General features: G+C 62.5%; 20 protein-coding genes. 8 read left to right on the plus strand and 12 right to left on the minus strand.

Going from position 1 to position 16,899, the window contains the following annotated elements:
• Nucleotides 1-14: 14 nt before the first annotated feature.
• The 8 genes from L0U80_RS16050 to L0U80_RS16085 all read left to right on the plus strand — a co-directional run bounded on the left by L0U80_RS16050 (nt 15) and on the right by L0U80_RS16085 (nt 5,558).
• Entirely contained in the window at nt 15-1,253 is a 1,239-nt protein-coding gene (locus tag L0U80_RS16050) for a VRR-NUC domain-containing protein (RefSeq protein ID WP_233866530.1), read from the plus strand.
• A gap of 60 nt (nt 1,254-1,313) precedes the next feature.
• Nucleotides 1,314-2,477, plus strand: a complete 1,164-nt coding sequence (locus L0U80_RS16055; RefSeq protein ID WP_233866532.1) for a type VI immunity family protein — start codon at nt 1,314-1,316, stop codon at nt 2,475-2,477.
• A gap of 13 nt (nt 2,478-2,490) precedes the next feature.
• Nucleotides 2,491-2,763, plus strand: a complete 273-nt coding sequence (locus L0U80_RS16060; RefSeq protein ID WP_233866535.1) for a PAAR domain-containing protein — start codon at nt 2,491-2,493, stop codon at nt 2,761-2,763.
• A gap of 17 nt (nt 2,764-2,780) precedes the next feature.
• Nucleotides 2,781-3,587: a hypothetical protein gene (locus L0U80_RS16065; protein ID WP_233866538.1), complete on the plus strand. Its 807-nt coding sequence runs from the start codon at nt 2,781-2,783 to the stop codon at nt 3,585-3,587.
• A 327-nt stretch (nt 3,588-3,914) separates the two neighbouring features.
• On the plus strand, nt 3,915-4,280 hold the full coding sequence (locus tag L0U80_RS16070) for a hypothetical protein (RefSeq protein WP_233866541.1): 366 nt from the start codon (nt 3,915-3,917) through the stop codon (nt 4,278-4,280).
• 71 nt (nt 4,281-4,351) lie between these two features.
• Entirely contained in the window at nt 4,352-4,576 is a 225-nt protein-coding gene (locus L0U80_RS16075; RefSeq protein ID WP_233866544.1) for a DUF7249 family protein, read from the plus strand.
• A 45-nt stretch (nt 4,577-4,621) separates the two neighbouring features.
• The gene (locus tag L0U80_RS16080; protein WP_233866547.1) at nt 4,622-5,050 is read left to right on the plus strand and encodes an antirestriction protein; all 429 of its coding nucleotides are present in this window, start codon (nt 4,622-4,624) and stop codon (nt 5,048-5,050) included.
• Nucleotides 5,051-5,162: 112 nt separating this feature from the next.
• Nucleotides 5,163-5,558 (plus strand): hypothetical protein, encoded by a 396-nt coding sequence (locus tag L0U80_RS16085; protein WP_233866550.1) that lies wholly within the window; start codon nt 5,163-5,165, stop codon nt 5,556-5,558.
• Between the two features lie 214 nt (nt 5,559-5,772).
• Here L0U80_RS16085 and L0U80_RS16090 read toward each other — a convergent pair whose 3' ends face one another.
• Genes L0U80_RS16090 through L0U80_RS16145 form a run of 12 tightly spaced genes read right to left on the minus strand, consistent with a single transcriptional unit; the run spans nt 5,773 to nt 16,899 of the window.
• Complete coding sequence (locus L0U80_RS16090) at nt 5,773-6,225, minus strand: D-Ala-D-Ala carboxypeptidase family metallohydrolase (RefSeq protein WP_233866553.1); 453 nt, start codon at nt 6,223-6,225, stop codon at nt 5,773-5,775.
• Entirely contained in the window at nt 6,222-6,749 is a 528-nt protein-coding gene (locus L0U80_RS16095) for a hypothetical protein (RefSeq protein WP_233866556.1), read from the minus strand. Before L0U80_RS16095 ends, L0U80_RS16090 begins: the two co-directional genes overlap by 4 nt.
• Entirely contained in the window at nt 6,746-7,240 is a 495-nt protein-coding gene (locus L0U80_RS16100; protein WP_233866559.1) for a hypothetical protein, read from the minus strand. Before L0U80_RS16100 ends, L0U80_RS16095 begins: the two co-directional genes overlap by 4 nt.
• A 1-nt stretch (nt 7,241) precedes the next feature.
• Nucleotides 7,242-7,670: an XkdW family protein gene (locus L0U80_RS16105; protein WP_233866562.1), complete on the minus strand. Its 429-nt coding sequence runs from the start codon at nt 7,668-7,670 to the stop codon at nt 7,242-7,244.
• Between the two features lie 5 nt (nt 7,671-7,675).
• Nucleotides 7,676-8,668, minus strand: a complete 993-nt coding sequence (locus L0U80_RS16110; RefSeq protein WP_233866565.1) for a hypothetical protein — start codon at nt 8,666-8,668, stop codon at nt 7,676-7,678.
• A 2-nt stretch (nt 8,669-8,670) separates the two neighbouring features.
• Nucleotides 8,671-12,000, minus strand: a complete 3,330-nt coding sequence (locus tag L0U80_RS16115) for a TipJ family phage tail tip protein (protein ID WP_233866568.1) — start codon at nt 11,998-12,000, stop codon at nt 8,671-8,673.
• A 5-nt stretch (nt 12,001-12,005) separates the two neighbouring features.
• Complete coding sequence (locus L0U80_RS16120) at nt 12,006-12,575, minus strand: tail assembly protein (protein ID WP_233866571.1); 570 nt, start codon at nt 12,573-12,575, stop codon at nt 12,006-12,008.
• A 2-nt stretch (nt 12,576-12,577) separates the two neighbouring features.
• Entirely contained in the window at nt 12,578-13,360 is a 783-nt protein-coding gene (locus tag L0U80_RS16125; protein WP_233866574.1) for a C40 family peptidase, read from the minus strand.
• A complete protein-coding gene (locus L0U80_RS16130) occupies nt 13,344-13,595 on the minus strand; it encodes a hypothetical protein (protein ID WP_233866577.1) in 252 nt (83 codons plus the stop codon). Before L0U80_RS16130 ends, L0U80_RS16125 begins: the two co-directional genes overlap by 17 nt.
• 10 nt (nt 13,596-13,605) lie before the next feature.
• Complete coding sequence (locus L0U80_RS16135; protein ID WP_233866580.1) at nt 13,606-14,298, minus strand: phage minor tail protein L; 693 nt, start codon at nt 14,296-14,298, stop codon at nt 13,606-13,608.
• Nucleotides 14,295-14,765 (minus strand): phage tail protein, encoded by a 471-nt coding sequence (locus tag L0U80_RS16140; RefSeq protein ID WP_233866583.1) that lies wholly within the window; start codon nt 14,763-14,765, stop codon nt 14,295-14,297. Before L0U80_RS16140 ends, L0U80_RS16135 begins: the two co-directional genes overlap by 4 nt.
• Before the next feature lie 4 nt (nt 14,766-14,769).
• Complete coding sequence (locus L0U80_RS16145) at nt 14,770-16,899, minus strand: hypothetical protein (protein ID WP_233866586.1); 2,130 nt, start codon at nt 16,897-16,899, stop codon at nt 14,770-14,772.

Consider the following 16,899-nt stretch of genomic DNA (forward strand, 5'->3'; position numbering starts at 1 on the left):
AAGGATAATTGAACATGGCAACGCCAATGACCCCTTTTGACGAGACGGTCACCATTACGGAAGACACGCGGACGTATGTCCGGTTGCCCGACCAGGCGATGGGCTATCTGGAGGAAAAAATCCGCTCGGCCATGTGGTGGCCGAATACCATCTTTACGGTGCCGAAAGGCGACGGGCTGGTGGGCGTCAGCCTGCTCAAGCAGGTCGCGATGAGCGGCGCAATCCGCAAGGACGAAACAGACCGCCAATTCCACTTCCCCTACAAGGCGGAAGTGTCGTTTGACATGCGACCATACATAACCAGCCTTGGAATAAATGCTCCGAGGCCATTTCTGAGCACGACGACCGATACCGGAAATCCGGGCCGTCGCCATAGCCAGAATCCGTTTCCCGTGCTGCGGCTTGCCGGCGCGGTGGTGCGCGCGGTCAGGGGCGATGTGCGTCGCCCGGATGTCATCATCGTGACAAACCCGGACAACCGGTGGCCGGGACGCGGTGACGTTGACGAGGATGGAAAGGATCAGGATCCGAACCTGAAGCGGCTGGTTGAGGTCAAGTTTCCGGGCGACACTTGGGGATGGAACCAAGAAGACGATTATGTTGCGATTGCGGGTGACCCCGGGCACATGACCTTGCTGAAGGTGGAAGGCGGCGACCAGCGGTCGAAGGAAGTGGTCGAAGCGGCCGTCCTGTCCGCCTTTCTCGTTCTGCTGGCAGGCAAGACGCGGATTCGGGGACGCCTCCGCGCCCCGAAACCGGTACCTAAACCTGCCTTTTTTGAAGCGTGGAGCGCGCTGGAGGCGGCTGCGGATTCGGCTGAAGGCAAGGTTGCGGCCTTGTGGGATACGACTAGGCAGGGTGTGCGCCAGCTCTCCGACGAAACCCAGGCGTGGTTGCGCAAGGGTGCCGGATGGCTGTTCGATGAGGGGCGCTGGGCTGCGGACTTCACAGGCAAGGAATGGCAGTATGTTTCCAGTCAGGGCCGCATCCTATGGCGCTATACCACTGAGGAACTGATCGCGGGCTGGCGACAGATACGCAGGCAGACCGATCTTGCAGCAGAACAGCTCAGGCAGATCAACTGGGGGCAGGTTCTGATTACTGCCGTCGAGGGCATAGCGACTGTCGCGCTGGTGGTGGCCGGCGTCGTCGTGGTCGTGGTACTGGCCGAAGCGCTGGTCTGCATACTCGCCGCGCTGGTCGCAATTGTTGTAACCGTAGGTGGGTCCGTGCTGATCGCCGAACTCGCCTAGATTGCCAAACTTGCCTCGCTTGTAGCTCCTGGATTTAACGACTTTTCAACGGGATGGATAATGAGTTCTAATGCGCCAAGACCAGTGCTGACACCGGAAGAAGCCCTGCAGCGCTATCGTGAGGAACTGTGCCTGCATGACAGAAAGGGAAGGCTTGTCGTACTGCCTGGCGTAATCGGCACGGTATTTTTCCGGGGCGGTTCAACGCTGGAAGTGCGCAAGGGTATCCTGGCCTGCTTTGACCGCTTCGCGGAACTCTTTGGCGAATACATGAAGGGCGGCAGGGGGCCGGAGGGGACTGGCAACTTTGGCCGCAGGACGCCTGCGGGGATCGAGTCGATCCGCCGTGCCATTGTCGAGACGCCGTCCTATGAAGCCGTCGAGGCGGTACTGTCGAGTACGGATGACCCAGACGCCGCACCAGCCTACCAAATCGGGACGTTGACCAGTCGGGCGCTGGCTGAGGACTACCAGATGCCGGGCAGCCCACTCGTTCACAAGAAGGGAACCGACCGGCTAATGTCCTACCTGAAATTCTGGATGCCGATGGATTTCGTCAATACGCCCGAAGGTGTCCGGCAGTACGAAGCCTTCCTGCGGTTCGTCTGCCAGCAGCTTCCGGTATGTGGTGGCTACGGCGGTCTGTCGGCCATCCTGCCATATGACATGCATGGCTACCTGTCGCAGGAATGGGTGATGGCGCAGCGGTTCCGGGGGCTGGAAATCGACAGCTACGCGTTCTTGCAGGGTAAGGAATATCTTGTCGGTTCGTATGAAGGCAAATCGATGGAACGTATGACGGCAATTTATGATGATCTTCATCCCGGAGCTAAAGTTGCCAGATACGGTTACGTCAAGAGTGTGAACTGGTACACGCTGATTGGCGACCTGTTTGTAGACCGCCTGGGCGGTGAGGAAAAGGTGCGTGCCGAACTCGCACGCCCGGATATCAATATCGAGCGGATCGGAAAGTGCCTGCTCATCCGGGCGGGAGATTTCCCTTGGCTGGGTGCGCCCGAGGAAGCATGGTCAGAGCCTTACCTGGTTGTCAACAGTGTGCTTCGCGTGCTACGCAATCCCGATCCGCAAGGCTTGCAGACCAATGTTCCAGGCGCACCCCATGCAGACAGGGAGGGTACGCGGCGATGGGAGGCACGGTTTGATTACCGGGACGCGCCCCCGCCTCCTCCTACGCCCTTAATTGTCCCCCTGAAAACCAATTGACGAGGGAAATCGCATGAGCAAGGCAGCAGTGTGTGATGGCGACGCAACCACCACGGGCGGACACGTGATCGCGAAGGCATCCACAATGTTCGACGGCGAGCGGCGCATTGCGCTCGACCGGGAAATGGCGACGTGCGGCAACTGTCCCGGCGAATACCCGATAGAGGGCAGCGGGACGAACATGGGCGAGGACGGTCGCGCGAGCGTGCTCGACGGTGACCAGGTGCTGTGCCCGTGTGGCAGGAATCACGTCAAGGCCCATCCGAATGCGGGCTGTGCGGCCTGATTTCACGGATTGCATGAATGAGCGTCAAGGTTACCCTTGAGGACATCCAGCGCGTCGCTTTCGCGCGAGGCGGCGTGTGCCTCGCGCAGGAGTATGTCCATGGCAGCGTTGCGGTCGAGTGGCAATGTGCTGAGCGCCATCGGTGGCACGCGACACCCAATGCCGTCAAAACGCGGACCTGGTGCCCGGTCTGCGCCCGGGCGAAAAAGCGCGATAACCTGGCAACCATGCAGCGGGTAGCTGCGGAGCGCGGCGGGCGATGTCTTTCCACTGTGTACGTTGACGGTGCTACGCCGTTGCAGTGGCAGTGTGACCGGGGCCACCGATGGAAGGCGAAGGCGACCGCGATCAAGCGTGGCCGATGGTGCCCGGAATGCGCGCGGCTCGCACGCCTCGGCCATACCATCGGGGAAATGCACGAGCTGGCCCGGACGCGGGGCGGACAGTGCCTGTCGGATACCTATGTGAATGGTCAGGCTGCGCTGCAATGGCGTTGTTCAAACGGGCATGAATGGTCCGCTTCAGCCTCAAGCATCCTGCGGGGCGGTTGGTGCAGGCAGTGTTATTTCGACAGCATGCGCGGCACCCTGGCCGAGATGCAGGCGCTGGCGGCATCGCGTGGGGGGCGCTGCCTTTCCGGGCGCTATGTGAATGCCTGGACACATCTGCTCTGGCAGTGTTCGCGGGGCCATGAGTGGAAAGCCGTGCCGTACTCGATACGGGTAAGCTGGTGTCCGCAGTGTGCGATCCTGGACCGGATCACGGCTTCGAACAGTTCGAAGCGAAAGCAGTATGAGACGACGGGCAAGCTGGTTGGCCTGTAAGGGTTGATCGGCTTCTGCGCGTCAGCCCCTCACTTTGTCGCCGGAGCTATCTGGCGAAAAACGCGCACCGGATGGTCCTGCGTGCGCACGGCCCCCGTCCTTCATGGGATGAAGGGTGTCCCCCTTCCACAGGTCTGCGAAAGTCTCCTGCGTGCTGGTCACGCGTGGGAGTGGTTGTGATCTCCCTCCTGCCGTAAATCCCCCTTTTTTCTATTGATGCGTGTGACACCTCACCACACGCAACTGCCGCACTATGCGTAGCCGTCTTAATCGTCTTAATCCATAATCAAGATGAAGGGAAAGGAAACAGACGGAACGGAGAAGGGCATGAAAGTCATCCTCAAGATCGGACTCGGTGGATACGGAGCGGTTCCGGTTGTGAAGGAACCCGGCGAAGTCCTCGAAGCACTCAAGGCGCACGGGATGGTGGTTCCCCACCATTACGTCGAGGTCGTGGAGTACGAGGGTCCCGAGGGTCCGGTCGCAGAGGGTGTGGTGGTCGCGGAAGTCAAGGGTGCACATCACGAAGCGATCTACGCGGTCGCAGAAGAACTCCACGAGGCGTGCATCGCAGTGGGTTACCTGCTCGGTGGTGCGCTGATCGGTGGCGAACTGATCGGACCGGATGCCGTAGCGTGGGGCGAGTTCAACCCCGAGTTCTTCCACATACCCGAAGAACTCGCGGTGGCCTAGTGGCCGGGTCGTACCCGTCTTAATCGTCTTAGGCCAGACTGATTGTGCAGGGTAGTTGAAGGAGAGGTGCGATGTTCAACGGACACAAAAACTGGAACCACTGGAACGTGAGCCTGTGGATCAACAACGATGAGGGGCTTTACAACATGGCGCGACGTGCCGTGCGCAAGTACCCGACGCGTGAGAAGGCGGCGCGGGCGGTGTTTGAGGAATTGCAGTTCCTGGACATCTCCCACACCCCGGACGGTGCGCCGTACAGCGCGACCACGATCCGCGCCGCGATGGTTGAGATGTAACTACAGCCCCCGCGAGGGGGCACAACCAAGTAGAGGAAACAGACCATGGCCAATGAAAGGATCACGCGCACGGCGGTGCCCGAGTCCACGCGACTCAAGTTCCTGCCGAAGTACTTCACCCCGCGTCTCATGATGCAGGCCGAGGCGATGGTGTACGGCAAGGCGGGCGAGCTGTCGCAGGACTACACGGGCGGCTACTGGGAGTTTTATGAACTCTCGAACGGTGGCTTCTACCTTGCGCCGACACCTACCGCCGCGACCCCCGCCTATAACGTGGAGGTGCACGGCAACGGGTACGAGGGCGAGATGGACGCGGACGCGTTCGGACTGACGGTGACCATGTTCGTGCTCGGTGCGCTCTGCTGGTTCGAGAACGAGACACTGCGCGAGCATTTTTCGGAGATGTACCACCGTCTGCGTGCGTACATCATTGAACAGGAGCACGGCGGTGAAGTACTTGCGGCGATTGACTGAAACCACGGGCGACATGTGACCTCATGGGCCATGCACTCGCAATGGTAGACTGGCTCGGCCTTGCGGTTGCGCCAGGTGACCACATGGACTTTGCTTTGATCAAGGGCGGATCGTGACCACGGGAAAAATCAGGTGCGGTATCTGCGGGAAGCCGTTCACCCCGGCGCACCACCGGCAGCAGTACTGCTCCGAGGTGTGCCGGAAAGAGGCGCGGCGCCTGCGCAACGAACGTTACTACACGTCACGCGACACCGGGAACGGCTGGAGTGACCCCGAGGTGCGGGCGCGTCGCAGCGTGAAACAGAAGTGTCGCGTGCTGCTGGAGAACGGCACCTGGACGCAGTATCGCAGTATCGGTGCGGCGTTCACCGATCTCCAGCTAGAGGGGTCCGCGAAGGCGTACCGGCTCGCGATGAAAGCCGCCTGGGAACAGGCGCGCACGGGTGCGGCGTATCTGGAAGGTGGTCGCCATCTCGTGTTCATGGTCGTGGAGGATGACGAGGGCTGACCCCGCGTCCCGCGTCCCGCATAACCCGCTTCGGCGGGTTTTTTTTCGCCCGCAGACCACGACTGTCGAAACACGCCTGTGGTGGTTTACCGGCGTGCTGGCTGACCTACCACGCCGGGAAAGGTCGACGAAGCCGCCACGGGCCCGGAATTCGAGTCGTGGGGCCGTTCCCGGCTTTCTGCCCAGGTGGATTGCCCAGTGTCCGTCCAGTCGATCAGGCGAGACCGGGTGTGTAGGTCACCCGGCCATTGCTGCTGAAGTGGGCGGTGAGCACCTGTCGCCGCGCACCCGCGTCCAGTGCGGGGACCGAAAAATGTGTCCACGTCCCCTCCATGATGAGTTGTTCGAACCGGATGGGCGACTGCGAGATCGCGCGACATACCTGCAGCGGAGTGCCGAACCCCGGACAGATGAAGTCCGCCGCGCGCCCGCTCATGTGGTCACTGTTCGCGGCACCGCCCACGAGCCGGTTCACACCGGGCGAGCGATAGCCCGACGAGATCAGGACCGGCAGATCGCCCAGCAGCGAACGCACCTGCTCAAGCTCGTCCGCGAGCCGCACGAGGTTATCCATCTCGCCGGGTCCTGGCTGGTTCGAGATGCCGTGCCGGGTTGCAGTCTCCGACTGCGTGAGTTCTTCGAGCGTGAAGTGTGGGGAGAGCTTCATCGTCTGCTCCTTCGACCGAGTACCGAGTCGGCAAACCAGAAGGTGATCACCCCGGCGAAGATCGCCGCGTCATCCTCGTTCCATACGATGCTCACGAGCGACGTGACGGTGGCGGTGGTGGCGGTGCTTTCGGCCTGCAGCACGGCGTCGCGGATCACGATCAGCTTGAACGCGATATAGAGCAGCAGCATGAGGTAGGTGGTGACCGGTCGCACGGACAGGGTGAGTGCGTCCGCCCACTTCACGCCCGAAAGTTGCGCCTGTCCCTGCTGGGCGATCACCATCGCTTCGGCTTTCGCCCGATCGAGCGCGGCGCGTCCTTCGGCTTCGATATTCGCCGCGCCGAGCTTCGCGATGTCGAGCCGGTTGGCGAGTTCAGCACGGACTGTTTCAAGATGGAGTTCCGCGAGACGCACCGCATCGTCCTTCTGCTGGCGCGTAGTCCATGCGCTGATCATCTCGGGTATCAGGCGAAGCGCACCTCCACCGAACGCGCCGATGAGCGTCATGATGGCCGAGATCATGGTGAGCCTCCCTTCGGTTGTGCGGTGCCTGTGACGAGCGCAAGCACATCGGGGTTCGCAGCAAGGAACAGACACAGCCTGTCGACGGGATCAATGGTGATCGGCGGTGTCGCCGCGCCGGATGCCGGAACGACGGGTGGCGGTGGCGACGTGAACCTGAACGGCATCGGCTCCGCACCGTCAGTCGGTGGCGAGACCGTACCGAGACCGGGCGGGGGCTTCTCGTACACCATCGGCGGCGGGTTAAACGAGGTGGTGGTCGGAATCTCATCCGGGACATTCAGCGGCGGCAGCACCGGTCCCTGCGACGGTTCATCGGGCACGGGCAGTTCCGCCACGCTGTCCGGTGACTCGTGCGGCGTGCGCGGGGCCTCCACCTTCGGGACCGTGGTGCTCGTGGTGCGCACCTCGGGATACGGGTCCGGCGTCTGGGAAACGGGCGTCGGCGGCAACGGTACGGTCTCGCTTGTTGCCCTGGTGGTCTTGTCCATGTCACTCCTTCGGCTTGTCGGGCCACTTGATCCGGTGCGGGAACCCCGTCTGCTGGGGAACATCACGCAGCGCTTTCCGGTAGTTCCGCCAGGCGCTTGCATCACCACCCCCGTCCTCGATCCGGTTGATGGTGGTGTCCACGTCCGACAACATGCTGTTGCGCTGCGTGCGGGCCTTGTTCGATGCGGCGATGTCGTTGTATTCCTTGCCGTGCTTCTGCCATAGCGCCTTGATGTCGGCGTCGCTCGGCACGGCAAGGTCGCCGCGCTTCCAGTCGATGATCGTGGCGGGTCCGGTCTGTTTCGCGCTGCCGTGGTCGACCCAGTGCGCGGTGAGGTAGTCCACGCCGTTCACGGTGCCGGGGTAGAGCTTCTGGAGCAGGAACGCCAGTTCCTCGTGAGAGAGCATGTGCTCGATGATGCTGGCCATGATGTTTACGCGTTCCGCAGGAGAATGAAACGGATGAACTGGCTGTTGGTGATCCAGTTGCCGTCCGAGGTCGAACGCCAGCCGACCGACACCCACGGCGCGGGCGCGTCGATGGTCTGCCGCACGCTGATCGGTCCTGCCTCCAGAATCCCCGAGTTCCACTGGCACGTGGCATAGATCGGCGCGCGGTCATAGGCGCTGCTGTAGGCTCCCCATGCGATGTTTTTGGCATCGAAAATGTGATCCCATACCCAGCCGTAGCCCGAGCACCAGATATTCGAATTCGCGCCCATCACGACAGCACCCCAGCCGTTATTGACAAATTCCAGGTAATCGTTACTGACGTTGTAATGGATGCGCCAGCGAAAATCCTGATCGCGCGTGCGTGCGAAGTCGGCATAAGCCCCGTAGCCCCAGTGAGCCATCTTGATTCCGCCGTGCATGACACGAGCGCTGCCACCGTTATAGTCAGCACCCCAGAATTCAACCTCATTCTTGATGCGCCCGTTAAACTGCAGGTTGCCGCCGTCGTCGATATTCGCGACGACGGCGTTATAGGCGTTATTGATGAACTCAACGCCAGAACCTGCCGTCGAATCGGGGCCGCGCAGGTACATGAACACCTGGTCGGGCAGACGCTTGAGCGCGATCTCGGGACGGTTGCCCGCACCGTTGCCCATCGTCAGCCGCCCGGTCATCGTGTCACCGGTGCGGGCGACCTTCTGGTTCGCTACGTCGATGGCGTAGTTCACGTTGCCCTTCACGTCACCGAGAAAGTCATCGAGCGGACCGATGTCGACCCAGCCATCGTTGGCGTTCGTGCGGCGATAGAGCCGGTGGTTCGAGGTGTTCCCCCACATCATGCCGGGGAACGTCTGGGTGGGCTCGGTGGGTCCCGTGTTATCCCCGATCAGCGCCAGAATGATCTGGTTTAACTGCGTGCGCATCTCCAGACCGGACGGGTGAGCGGGGACCTGATAGTTCGCGACCTGTGCCATGTTCAGTTCACTCCTTTCGGTGCGTTCGTGAGTGCGATGCGTTGCGCACGCAGTTGCGCGGTGCTGCCGCCGATGAGGGCGCGATAGCCCATGCCGTTCAGCTGCTGGTGCTCGTAGCCGTAGCCGCGCGCAATCCAGTCCGCAGTTCTCGCGACCGGGTTGCCGCCCGCCGCATAGAACGCGATGTGAAAGCCGGTGCGTGACTGCTGCGTGATCTCCCAGTAGTCACCCGTGCTCAACCCCTGGGCGATGATGTTGATGGCGGGGGTCTGCATGAACGGCACCGTGAAGGTCACGTCCGCACCTCCCACCGGCACCGGGATGTTGTTGCGCGATTCAATCCGGTCGGGCACGTCGACCTCCACGCCACAGTCGGTGATCCCCATGCCCCACGAACGGTCCTTCACGCTGATGAGCAGGGCGAAGCGCGCGGCACGGAACGTGAGGTCGGCCGAGATCAGCCGCTTCCACGGACTCCAGTCCTCGTCCCCGGCTTCCTCGGGCTTGACGTTCGTCATCGACACCACGATCTGTCCGCCGCCCTCGTCGATGCGTTCGCCGTCCACGTCGAGCCGCGCGTCCCAGTCGGGCCAGCGGTCAACGCTGTCGAACAGGCCGTACACCGCACCCTCCAGCATCGCCTGACACTTCACGGTGTAGACCTGTCCCATGTCGAGTGCCGGGTCCGGGTCGAAGTAGTAGCCCGCCTCGGTCGACACCGCGTAGTCGTTCTCGTCCTGTGCGATGTACAGCACGCCATAACGCACCGTGGTATTGACGCGTACCCCTTCCCATAGCGGCGGCTGGTCGAACGTGGCGACCACGTTGTAGTCGCGCAGGGTCCCCACGGTGCTGATGATGTACGCCGTGTTCTCCGAAAGTCGCCCGGACGAGTTCATGAACCTGCCCAGGTATGTGCCCCGCATGAGCGGCACGAAGCCGTTGGACTGCGCGCCCGCGAAGCGCATGATCTCGGTGGCTTCCTCCCACATCACCTCGGTCGACATGCGCGACGAGTAGCGGATGACCACCTGTCCGCCCACGATCACATCAAGGTTCTCGGCAGGACGCCAGCGCAGTTGCGCCGCGTCGTTGATGATGTCCAGTTGAAAGTCCTGCATGTCCTCGGGCGGACGATTCAGCGCCACGATCTCGACCGTGAGCGCCGACGCGACGCTTCGGATACCGAGCGAGTTCACCGCCACGACCGTGAAGAACCACGTGCCCGCCCGTGTGGGCTGGATGTCGATGCTCGACATGAAGCTCTGCGTAAATACCGGCGTATCGTCCTGGAACTGATGGCTGATCTCGAAGCGCACGGCACCGACCGGCGCGAGCCACGAGAAGGTCGCGCGGGCTGCGACCACCACCGGATTGACCTGATACAGCGACTCCATCACGCGCAGTTCGGTCGGCGGACCGACGAAGAACGGATTCAGGATGCCGGTGGGGATCGGCTGCAGCCGCAGGTTGTGTTCGATGGCGGCGAACTTGTCGGGGCGGTAGGCGACGCCCTGCATCTCGACGTTGCCCTCGTCATCCTCGGTGCAACTCACACATCGCCACTGTTCGTTCTCCGCAACGTTGGCCGAGAGTGCCCACATCGCCAGGCGATCGGGCAGCGCACGCAACGCCGAGGTGAGCCACACCGAGTCGGTTGTCGCCATCGGATTCAGGATGCCGACACGCTGCATCGATCCATCGGGCAGCAGGAGGGTGATGGAGTAGGACACACCGGGCAGGAATTCGACCGGGGAATCAAGCTGCAGCCACGTCGCCGTCGCATTGAGCACGCGCCCGCCGTTGCGGAAACCTGCGCGCACCGGGTCTGCCGTGTAGAACACATCGCCCGGTCGGGCGAACGCCCCGTTGATCGAGGTCTTGAACGTGACGGTCTCGGAGAGCATCTGCTCGGTGAGCAGTATCCATCGACCGGTGCGCGCGGCCTGTCCGCGTGAGGTACAGCCCGTCGCCACGACGCTGATCTCACGCAGCCCCCACTTGTCGATGCCGTCGCGGTCCTCGACGTATTCAATCTCCTGCTCGTACCGGTTAGCGGGATTGCTCCACGTGACGAGTGCGACCGTGTGCCGTTGATTAAGCGGCGTGCCCTGGTAGGTAAAGCGTCCGTCGATCACGTTGGCCGGGGTGAACGTCATCACCGGCTCGCCGGGGATGTCCGCACCGATGATCATCTGGCCGGCACTCCAGAACACGATGCCGTTGAAGATCGAGGCGAGGTTCTGCACGAGCGAGATGGCTTCCTCCCGGCTCTGCAGATAGATGTTGCAGGTGTAGCGCGGCTCCCATCCGCCGAAGCCATTCGGCACCATCCCGTCGCAGTACTGGCCGATGGAGTAGAGCGTCCACTTGTCGATCATCGCGGGTGACACGTAGTCACCGAGCCCGAAGCGTGACGTGGTGATGAGGTCATAGAGCACCCACGCCGGGTTATCCGTCCACGCAACCTTGAAGTCGCCCGCCCAGAAGCCGTAGTACGCCCGTGTCCACGGATCGTAGTTGCTCGGCACCTGTACCCGGCGCATCCGCATGTCGAAAGCGAGCTTGGGAATCTGCCGGAACGTCGACGCGTCGATCTGCACGCCGCAGATCGCGCTGTTGCTGTACATCAGGTTCGACTGCACGATCTCGGTGATGCTTTCCCACTGGAAAGAATCGACGAGATACACCGTGTTCGAATCGGGGGTGAGCCGCCTGATGCGGAAGTCATAGGACCCGCCACCGCCGAAGCGGGCAAGCTGGATGCGGTAACTGCGCTGGTAGCGGCTCGTGGTCTTGCCGCTCACCGTGTCGATCCACACCTGCTGCCAGCCGCCACCTTCGCGCTGCAGGTCAATCGCAAGCTGTACCGTGGCACCGGTCACGTCTCCCGTGCCCACATCGGTCGACGAGAGCGATGGAAAGCCGATGGTCAGTCGCACGGCGTCGAGGTTCGGATTCGTCACGCTGCGCACGACCGGCGCGTGAACGGTCACGGTGATACCGACCGACTGCTCGGACTCGACCTCACTGAAGCCGTTGATCGGTGCCTGTACGGGTGTGCCGCTACGCCATTCGATAGCCGCGCCGACAAAGTTGAACGTGCCGTCCGGGTTCTGCAGTGGCGTGTCATCGACGAACACGCTCTGCCAGCCGTTCACAAAACCCTCGAATTCGCCCTCACCGATGAGGTTGATCACACGGGCGAACTGGGTGGAGCGCAACGAGTCGGGTGACTCCTGCGGCGTGCGCGCACCGCCTCCGCTGCCACCTCCCTTGCCGCCACCACCGCCCCCCGCGCCGATAACGACCGGGAGCCGTTCGGTATCCATGACCGTCAGAGCAGCAGTTCGTTATTGGTGGAGAAGCCGACACTGATGATCGCGGAACCCACCCGCATCCGACCGTAGCCGAGCGGCACACACCCGCCCTGGCCCATCGTGTTCACGGCACCATCGAACGCGAGCGACGGCTCGTTCTCGGGCTTCTCGGGGGTGGGTTCGGCCTTCTGTCGTGGCGAGAGCAGCTGCGCGATACCGGAGAGCGCGAGCGCCGCGCCCATGCTCGCCATCGCGGTCGTGATCCCGGCCAGCGACGCAGGCAGCACGAACGCGAGTGCCACGAGGGCGATCCCGGCGAGAATCTTGCCGAACGCGCCCGCGCCCTGCACGAGCGGCACCACACACAGGGTCCCGGTCGACTGTGGATAGTGGAGGTCGCTCTCGTCATAGTCCTGGGTGTCACCACGCACGAGGAACGGGCGGTTGGCGTTGTCCTGAAAGTACGCGCGCAGTCCTGGTAGCTGCACGATTAGTGCGTGAAGCGCCTCGCGTGGCGAGTGGACATCAAGCGTCCACCCGTCACCGAAGCGGGTCCGCAGACCGCCGAAAAAACGCACGGTGAGCATGATCAGCCCTCCTGCATGAAATTCCGGTGACGAAGGATTGCGGTGGTGCGGCGCTGGTAGAACTCGCCGTAGTACTCGCGGCGCGACGGCTGGTCGATCAGGTGATGCAGCAGGACGTTCCCGCCGACATAGACCGCCGCATGGTTCTCGCGCGGTGTGCGGATGCGCATGAGGATCACGTCATGCGGGCGCAGCAGCCGGAGCGCGTCGGCGTCGATGCCTTCCGCCTCGGGTGATGCGTGGTCCCATACCGCCGTGAGTCCTTCGCGTGCGAAGTTCTCGCGGTAGAGGTCCGGCCCGTCGGTGTGTTCCCACCATCCCCACTTGCGCGGGTAGTCGGTGAGTGCGATCCCCAGTTCGGTTGCGTAGTAGTCGCGGATGATCCCGTAGCAGTCGTGAACCCCATGAACGAACGTGCGACCGGTAAGCGGCGCGATGAACGGCGCGGGATCGTTGATCGTGAACGAGCCGGTGGGGTGGTTCACGATCAGCCAGGGCAGACCGGTGCGTGACATCCAGTCCCGGTCCGCGTCGGTGGGGACCGGTGAGGTGTATACATGCGAATGCGCGTAGGCCACCGGGGTTCCGGCCTGTTCCGCGGCAATGAGGTCCTGCGGGTGCATCGCGAACCGGTCACGCTCATTTGCCACGTTGCGGCACGGCATGTACTGGAGTTCACCGTCGACGCGCCGCACGATCACGCCGCAGCACTCGTGGGGCGCTTCAGCCCCGGCGTGGATGCGCACCATCGGCACCATCGTCGAAAGATCACTGTTGCGTGCCATCGTGTGTTCCCGGTGCGGGCATCGGTTGCGCGTCGATGCCGAGCGGCTGGCCGACCGCCGCGCAGATAACATGACCGGCCTCGATCTGCTTCGGGGTCAGCAGCACATCAAAAATCTGTGCCTGATGCAGCCTGCAGAACGTGGTGAGAACGGCCTTCGCGGTGCTCCCCCCATCAGGGACGTTTTCACAGGCCGCGAGCAGCAGTGACGCGATCAGCACATAGCGCAATTTCATGGCGGTTCTCCTATCGGAATTCGCCTGCTCCGGGGAAGCCCCCGAATGGCAACCACGCGTGTTCACCGAAACGCAACTTGCACGACTGGAGACGCTTGCCGCACACGTCGAGGTGGTATTCAGTGACACGCGCATCGTTCACGTCTGCGACCGGCCCACCGCCGTAGCCGCACCCTTCGCCGCGATAACGCCACGGACACGAGTTGCGGATGATCTGGCGGCGTGGCAGCTGCACACCGTCAACGTCGAACCCCACGGCGAGGGTGAACTCGATCACCTCAAGGTCCTCGCGGGTCTTCTGCATCACGAAATAGATGTCATCGGGGAACTGCTCGTCGGGGTTCGCGGTGGGATTCCCCTCGGGGAAATTCACGGCGTCGAGATAGCGGGCGAGCGTGCGTTTGCGCACGACGCGTGCACCCACGAGGTCGTGATACATGCGGCACAGTGCGGAGATCACATACATGACGTTCGAGACAACGAGGGTAGGGCGCGGTAACGTGCCCTGTGCCTTCATCTCGAATCCTTCGGCCTTGACCGGGTAACGCGCGTACACACGGCCCTGCCACGTCACGTCACTGTCGAGCTTGTTGGTGCCCGCGTGGAAGTAGATCGGCTGTTCGTTGAAGCGCGAGAGGTCGAGCATGAAAAACTCCAGCACGGCACCCGGCGCAAGCGAGTTCGACGCGCCCCGGATGTTCACGAGTACACCTGGTGGAAAGTCGCGCTCACGTTCATCGTGAGTGAGAAGTCAACGAGGCGCTGGCCGTAGCTGGAGCCCCATGTCGGGCAGATCACGTCGAGCGTCCTGTCCAGCCGGGGAGGTGTCCAGTTGAATACATCGACTCCGTTGCGTGCCTCCAGAAAGGCGAGAATGGCCTTCGCGACAGGGATGCGGATGTCCGTGAATTCGAGGGACCACTCCTGCTCCCGCGTATTCAGACCGGCAGGGCGGCGCTGCGCGTAGCCGTCGAAGAACTGCACGACGATCACGCGCGGCTCAACGGTCATGTTCGCGCTCGTCGGACACCACCCGAAGATCGCACCCGAGGCACGTGGCGCCGCATCCGCGACCATGCGACGCCATATCTGTGCAGGTACGCTGTTCTGCCGGATGAGGTCGCGACCGGGCCGCGCCGCAATGGGCGCTTCGTAAATCAGGGTGTTCATGGGATTACGCTCCTGCGAGCAGGCCGCCTGCGCGTTTCTCGTTGGAGATGACCTGACGCGCGACTGCCGCCATGCGCTTGCCGAGTTCGACGGCGCGGGCGTTGTCGCCCTGTACATCGGTTTCGCCGGTCTGCGCGTACACGTTGATCTGCACGTTCATCGGCGTGGTGTCCTGCTGACGTTCGACACGTCCCGGCACGCTTGGGGTGAATATCTCGGGCGAGAGGAACGGGAACTCGTTCACGCGATATAGCTGGCCGGGATACACCGCGCCACCGGCTGCGCGCTGTCCGCCATACGTTGCTGGTAACGCTGCGCTGCTGCCGAACAGACCACCGAAGATTCCACCGCCGCCGCCGATCCCCTTGAACAATGGCTCGATGATGTTTTTGTAGACGAGCATCTTGGCGATATCGCGCAGGATCGAGGCGGTCATCTCACCGAACGACTTCGACGAATTGCTGGCCCCGCTGATGAAGTCGATGAACGTGTCGGTCGCCTGTTTGCCGTAGCCGAGAATGGCGTCCTTCAATTCGTCGAGTTGCTTCTTCATCGGGTCCATCTTTTTCCGCGCGTCCTCCAGCTTCTCCGCTGCCATCTGCTGTGCGGCGGCGAACTGCGCCGTGTTGAGGTAACCGGCCTCAAGCGCTTCGACAAGCTGTTCAATCGTGCGGGTGTATTCACGGGTCGGGTCCAGCGCGTCGAGCGTGGCGCTGGCGAAGTCCTTCATGTTCTCGACCTGCTTGCGGTAGTTCTCATCCGCAATCCGTTCGACTTCCGCCTGCCACTCCATCTCCTTGCGATAGCGGGCACGGTCATCGATCAGGTCATCGATCTGCTTGCGCAACGCGATGAGCGATTCCTGCTGCTGGTCGGTCATCGCGAGGAACTTGGGGTCGGTCAGCATCTCCATCATCTTGTCGCCGTCCGCCGCCGTCTTGCGTAGTTCGTCCTCCAGCGTTTTCAACATGCGCGCGAACTCGTCGACTGGCTGCTTCGCGGCGCGTGCCTTGCCGCCCGCCTTGTCGAGCGCATCCGAGAAGCGCAGGACCTTGCCCCCGGCTCCGGTCGCTGCGGTGCCCAGGTCCCCCACGCCCGCCATGAGGTCCTTGTAGCGCTGCCGCGAACGGTTCTTCATCTGTTCGACGGTTGAATCGAGTTCCGCGAGACCCTGCTTTGGTTTCTCCCAGATGTCTCCGATCGCCGCGCCCGCGCCTTTCCAGTCGAAATTGAATATCGACTTCGCGGCACGTCCATAATCTCTAAGGACTTCCGAGAAAATCTGCACGCGCCCGGTGATCTGCTGTATCTCGGCGGCGGTGAGGATTGCCGTCTCGGCTATCCAGTCGAACACCTTCTGGAGCACACTGCCCTTGCTCGCCCCTTCGAGAAACCACTTCGCGAGTTCTTCGAGCGCCGGGAGCAGTGCCACGGCAAGCTGGTTCCTCACGCCCTGCGAGAGCGCCGAGATGCGCGTCAACTGATTGTTGAATTCGACCATCGCCTGCGCGGCCTGATTCGTCAGCACGAGACCAAAGTTCTCCGCTTCGCGTGCGGCCTCGTCGAAGCCCTGGGCACCGGTATTGAGAAGCGGGATAAGCTCCTGCCCGCCACGCCCGAACAGGGTGGTCGCAACGGCACCTTTCTCCATGCCGTCCTGATACTGCGACATCGCCCCGGCGATGGAACGCATCGCCTGTGCGGGGTCCATGCGCCGCAGTTCGTCGACCGACAGGCCGATGGAAGTGATCGCCGCCGCTGCCTTCGACGAGGGGTCGCGCGCTTCGAGCAGCGCCTTGTTCAGAAAGCGGAAGCCGGTCGTGAGGGCTTCGGTGTCGACGTTCGAGAGCTTCGCGGCGTACTGCAGTTTCGCCAGTTCCTCGGCGGTGGTGCCGATGCGCTGCGAGAGGTTGTTCAGCGCGCTCGCCTGATCGTAGACGGCCTGCACGGACTCCGCGATGCTGCTCACGAGTCCCTTGATCATCGCGACACCGATGCCGATACCGATGAATCTCGCGGCCTTCTGGATGCCCTGCAGCGATTGCGTGATAACGTCCGACGCCTGCTTCATGTCCCGTCGCAGGTGTGCCACGTCTGCTGCGATGTCGAAAATGAGTGATCCCGCAGTTGCCAT

Origin of the sequence: Paraburkholderia adhaesiva (assembly GCF_021390575.1) — a bacterium.
Classification (GTDB): domain Bacteria; phylum Pseudomonadota; class Gammaproteobacteria; order Burkholderiales; family Burkholderiaceae; genus Paraburkholderia; species Paraburkholderia adhaesiva.

What these genes read in the sequence shown, in the direction of transcription:
- L0U80_RS16050 (WP_233866530.1), top strand. Translation starts at nt 15, where the DNA reads ATGGCAACGCCAATGACCCCTTTTGACGAGACGGTCACCATTACGGAA.
- L0U80_RS16055 (WP_233866532.1), top strand. Translation starts at nt 1,314, where the DNA reads ATGAGTTCTAATGCGCCAAGACCAGTGCTGACACCGGAAGAAGCCCTG.
- L0U80_RS16060 (WP_233866535.1), top strand. Translation starts at nt 2,491, where the DNA reads ATGAGCAAGGCAGCAGTGTGTGATGGCGACGCAACCACCACGGGCGGA.
- L0U80_RS16065 (WP_233866538.1), top strand. Translation starts at nt 2,781, where the DNA reads ATGAGCGTCAAGGTTACCCTTGAGGACATCCAGCGCGTCGCTTTCGCG.
- L0U80_RS16070 (WP_233866541.1), top strand. Translation starts at nt 3,915, where the DNA reads ATGAAAGTCATCCTCAAGATCGGACTCGGTGGATACGGAGCGGTTCCG.
- L0U80_RS16075 (WP_233866544.1), top strand. Translation starts at nt 4,352, where the DNA reads ATGTTCAACGGACACAAAAACTGGAACCACTGGAACGTGAGCCTGTGG.
- L0U80_RS16080 (WP_233866547.1), top strand. Translation starts at nt 4,622, where the DNA reads ATGGCCAATGAAAGGATCACGCGCACGGCGGTGCCCGAGTCCACGCGA.
- L0U80_RS16090 (WP_233866553.1), bottom strand. Translation starts at nt 6,225, where the DNA reads ATGAAGCTCTCCCCACACTTCACGCTCGAAGAACTCACGCAGTCGGAG.
- L0U80_RS16095 (WP_233866556.1), bottom strand. Translation starts at nt 6,749, where the DNA reads ATGATCTCGGCCATCATGACGCTCATCGGCGCGTTCGGTGGAGGTGCG.
- L0U80_RS16100 (WP_233866559.1), bottom strand. Translation starts at nt 7,240, where the DNA reads ATGGACAAGACCACCAGGGCAACAAGCGAGACCGTACCGTTGCCGCCG.
- L0U80_RS16105 (WP_233866562.1), bottom strand. Translation starts at nt 7,670, where the DNA reads ATGGCCAGCATCATCGAGCACATGCTCTCTCACGAGGAACTGGCGTTC.
- L0U80_RS16110 (WP_233866565.1), bottom strand. Translation starts at nt 8,668, where the DNA reads ATGGCACAGGTCGCGAACTATCAGGTCCCCGCTCACCCGTCCGGTCTG.
- L0U80_RS16115 (WP_233866568.1), bottom strand. Translation starts at nt 12,000, where the DNA reads ATGGATACCGAACGGCTCCCGGTCGTTATCGGCGCGGGGGGCGGTGGT.
- L0U80_RS16120 (WP_233866571.1), bottom strand. Translation starts at nt 12,575, where the DNA reads ATGCTCACCGTGCGTTTTTTCGGCGGTCTGCGGACCCGCTTCGGTGAC.
- L0U80_RS16125 (WP_233866574.1), bottom strand. Translation starts at nt 13,360, where the DNA reads ATGGCACGCAACAGTGATCTTTCGACGATGGTGCCGATGGTGCGCATC.
- L0U80_RS16130 (WP_233866577.1), bottom strand. Translation starts at nt 13,595, where the DNA reads ATGAAATTGCGCTATGTGCTGATCGCGTCACTGCTGCTCGCGGCCTGT.
- L0U80_RS16140 (WP_233866583.1), bottom strand. Translation starts at nt 14,765, where the DNA reads ATGAACACCCTGATTTACGAAGCGCCCATTGCGGCGCGGCCCGGTCGC.
- L0U80_RS16145 (WP_233866586.1), bottom strand. Translation starts at nt 16,899, where the DNA reads ATGGCAACTGCGGGATCACTCATTTTCGACATCGCAGCAGACGTGGCA.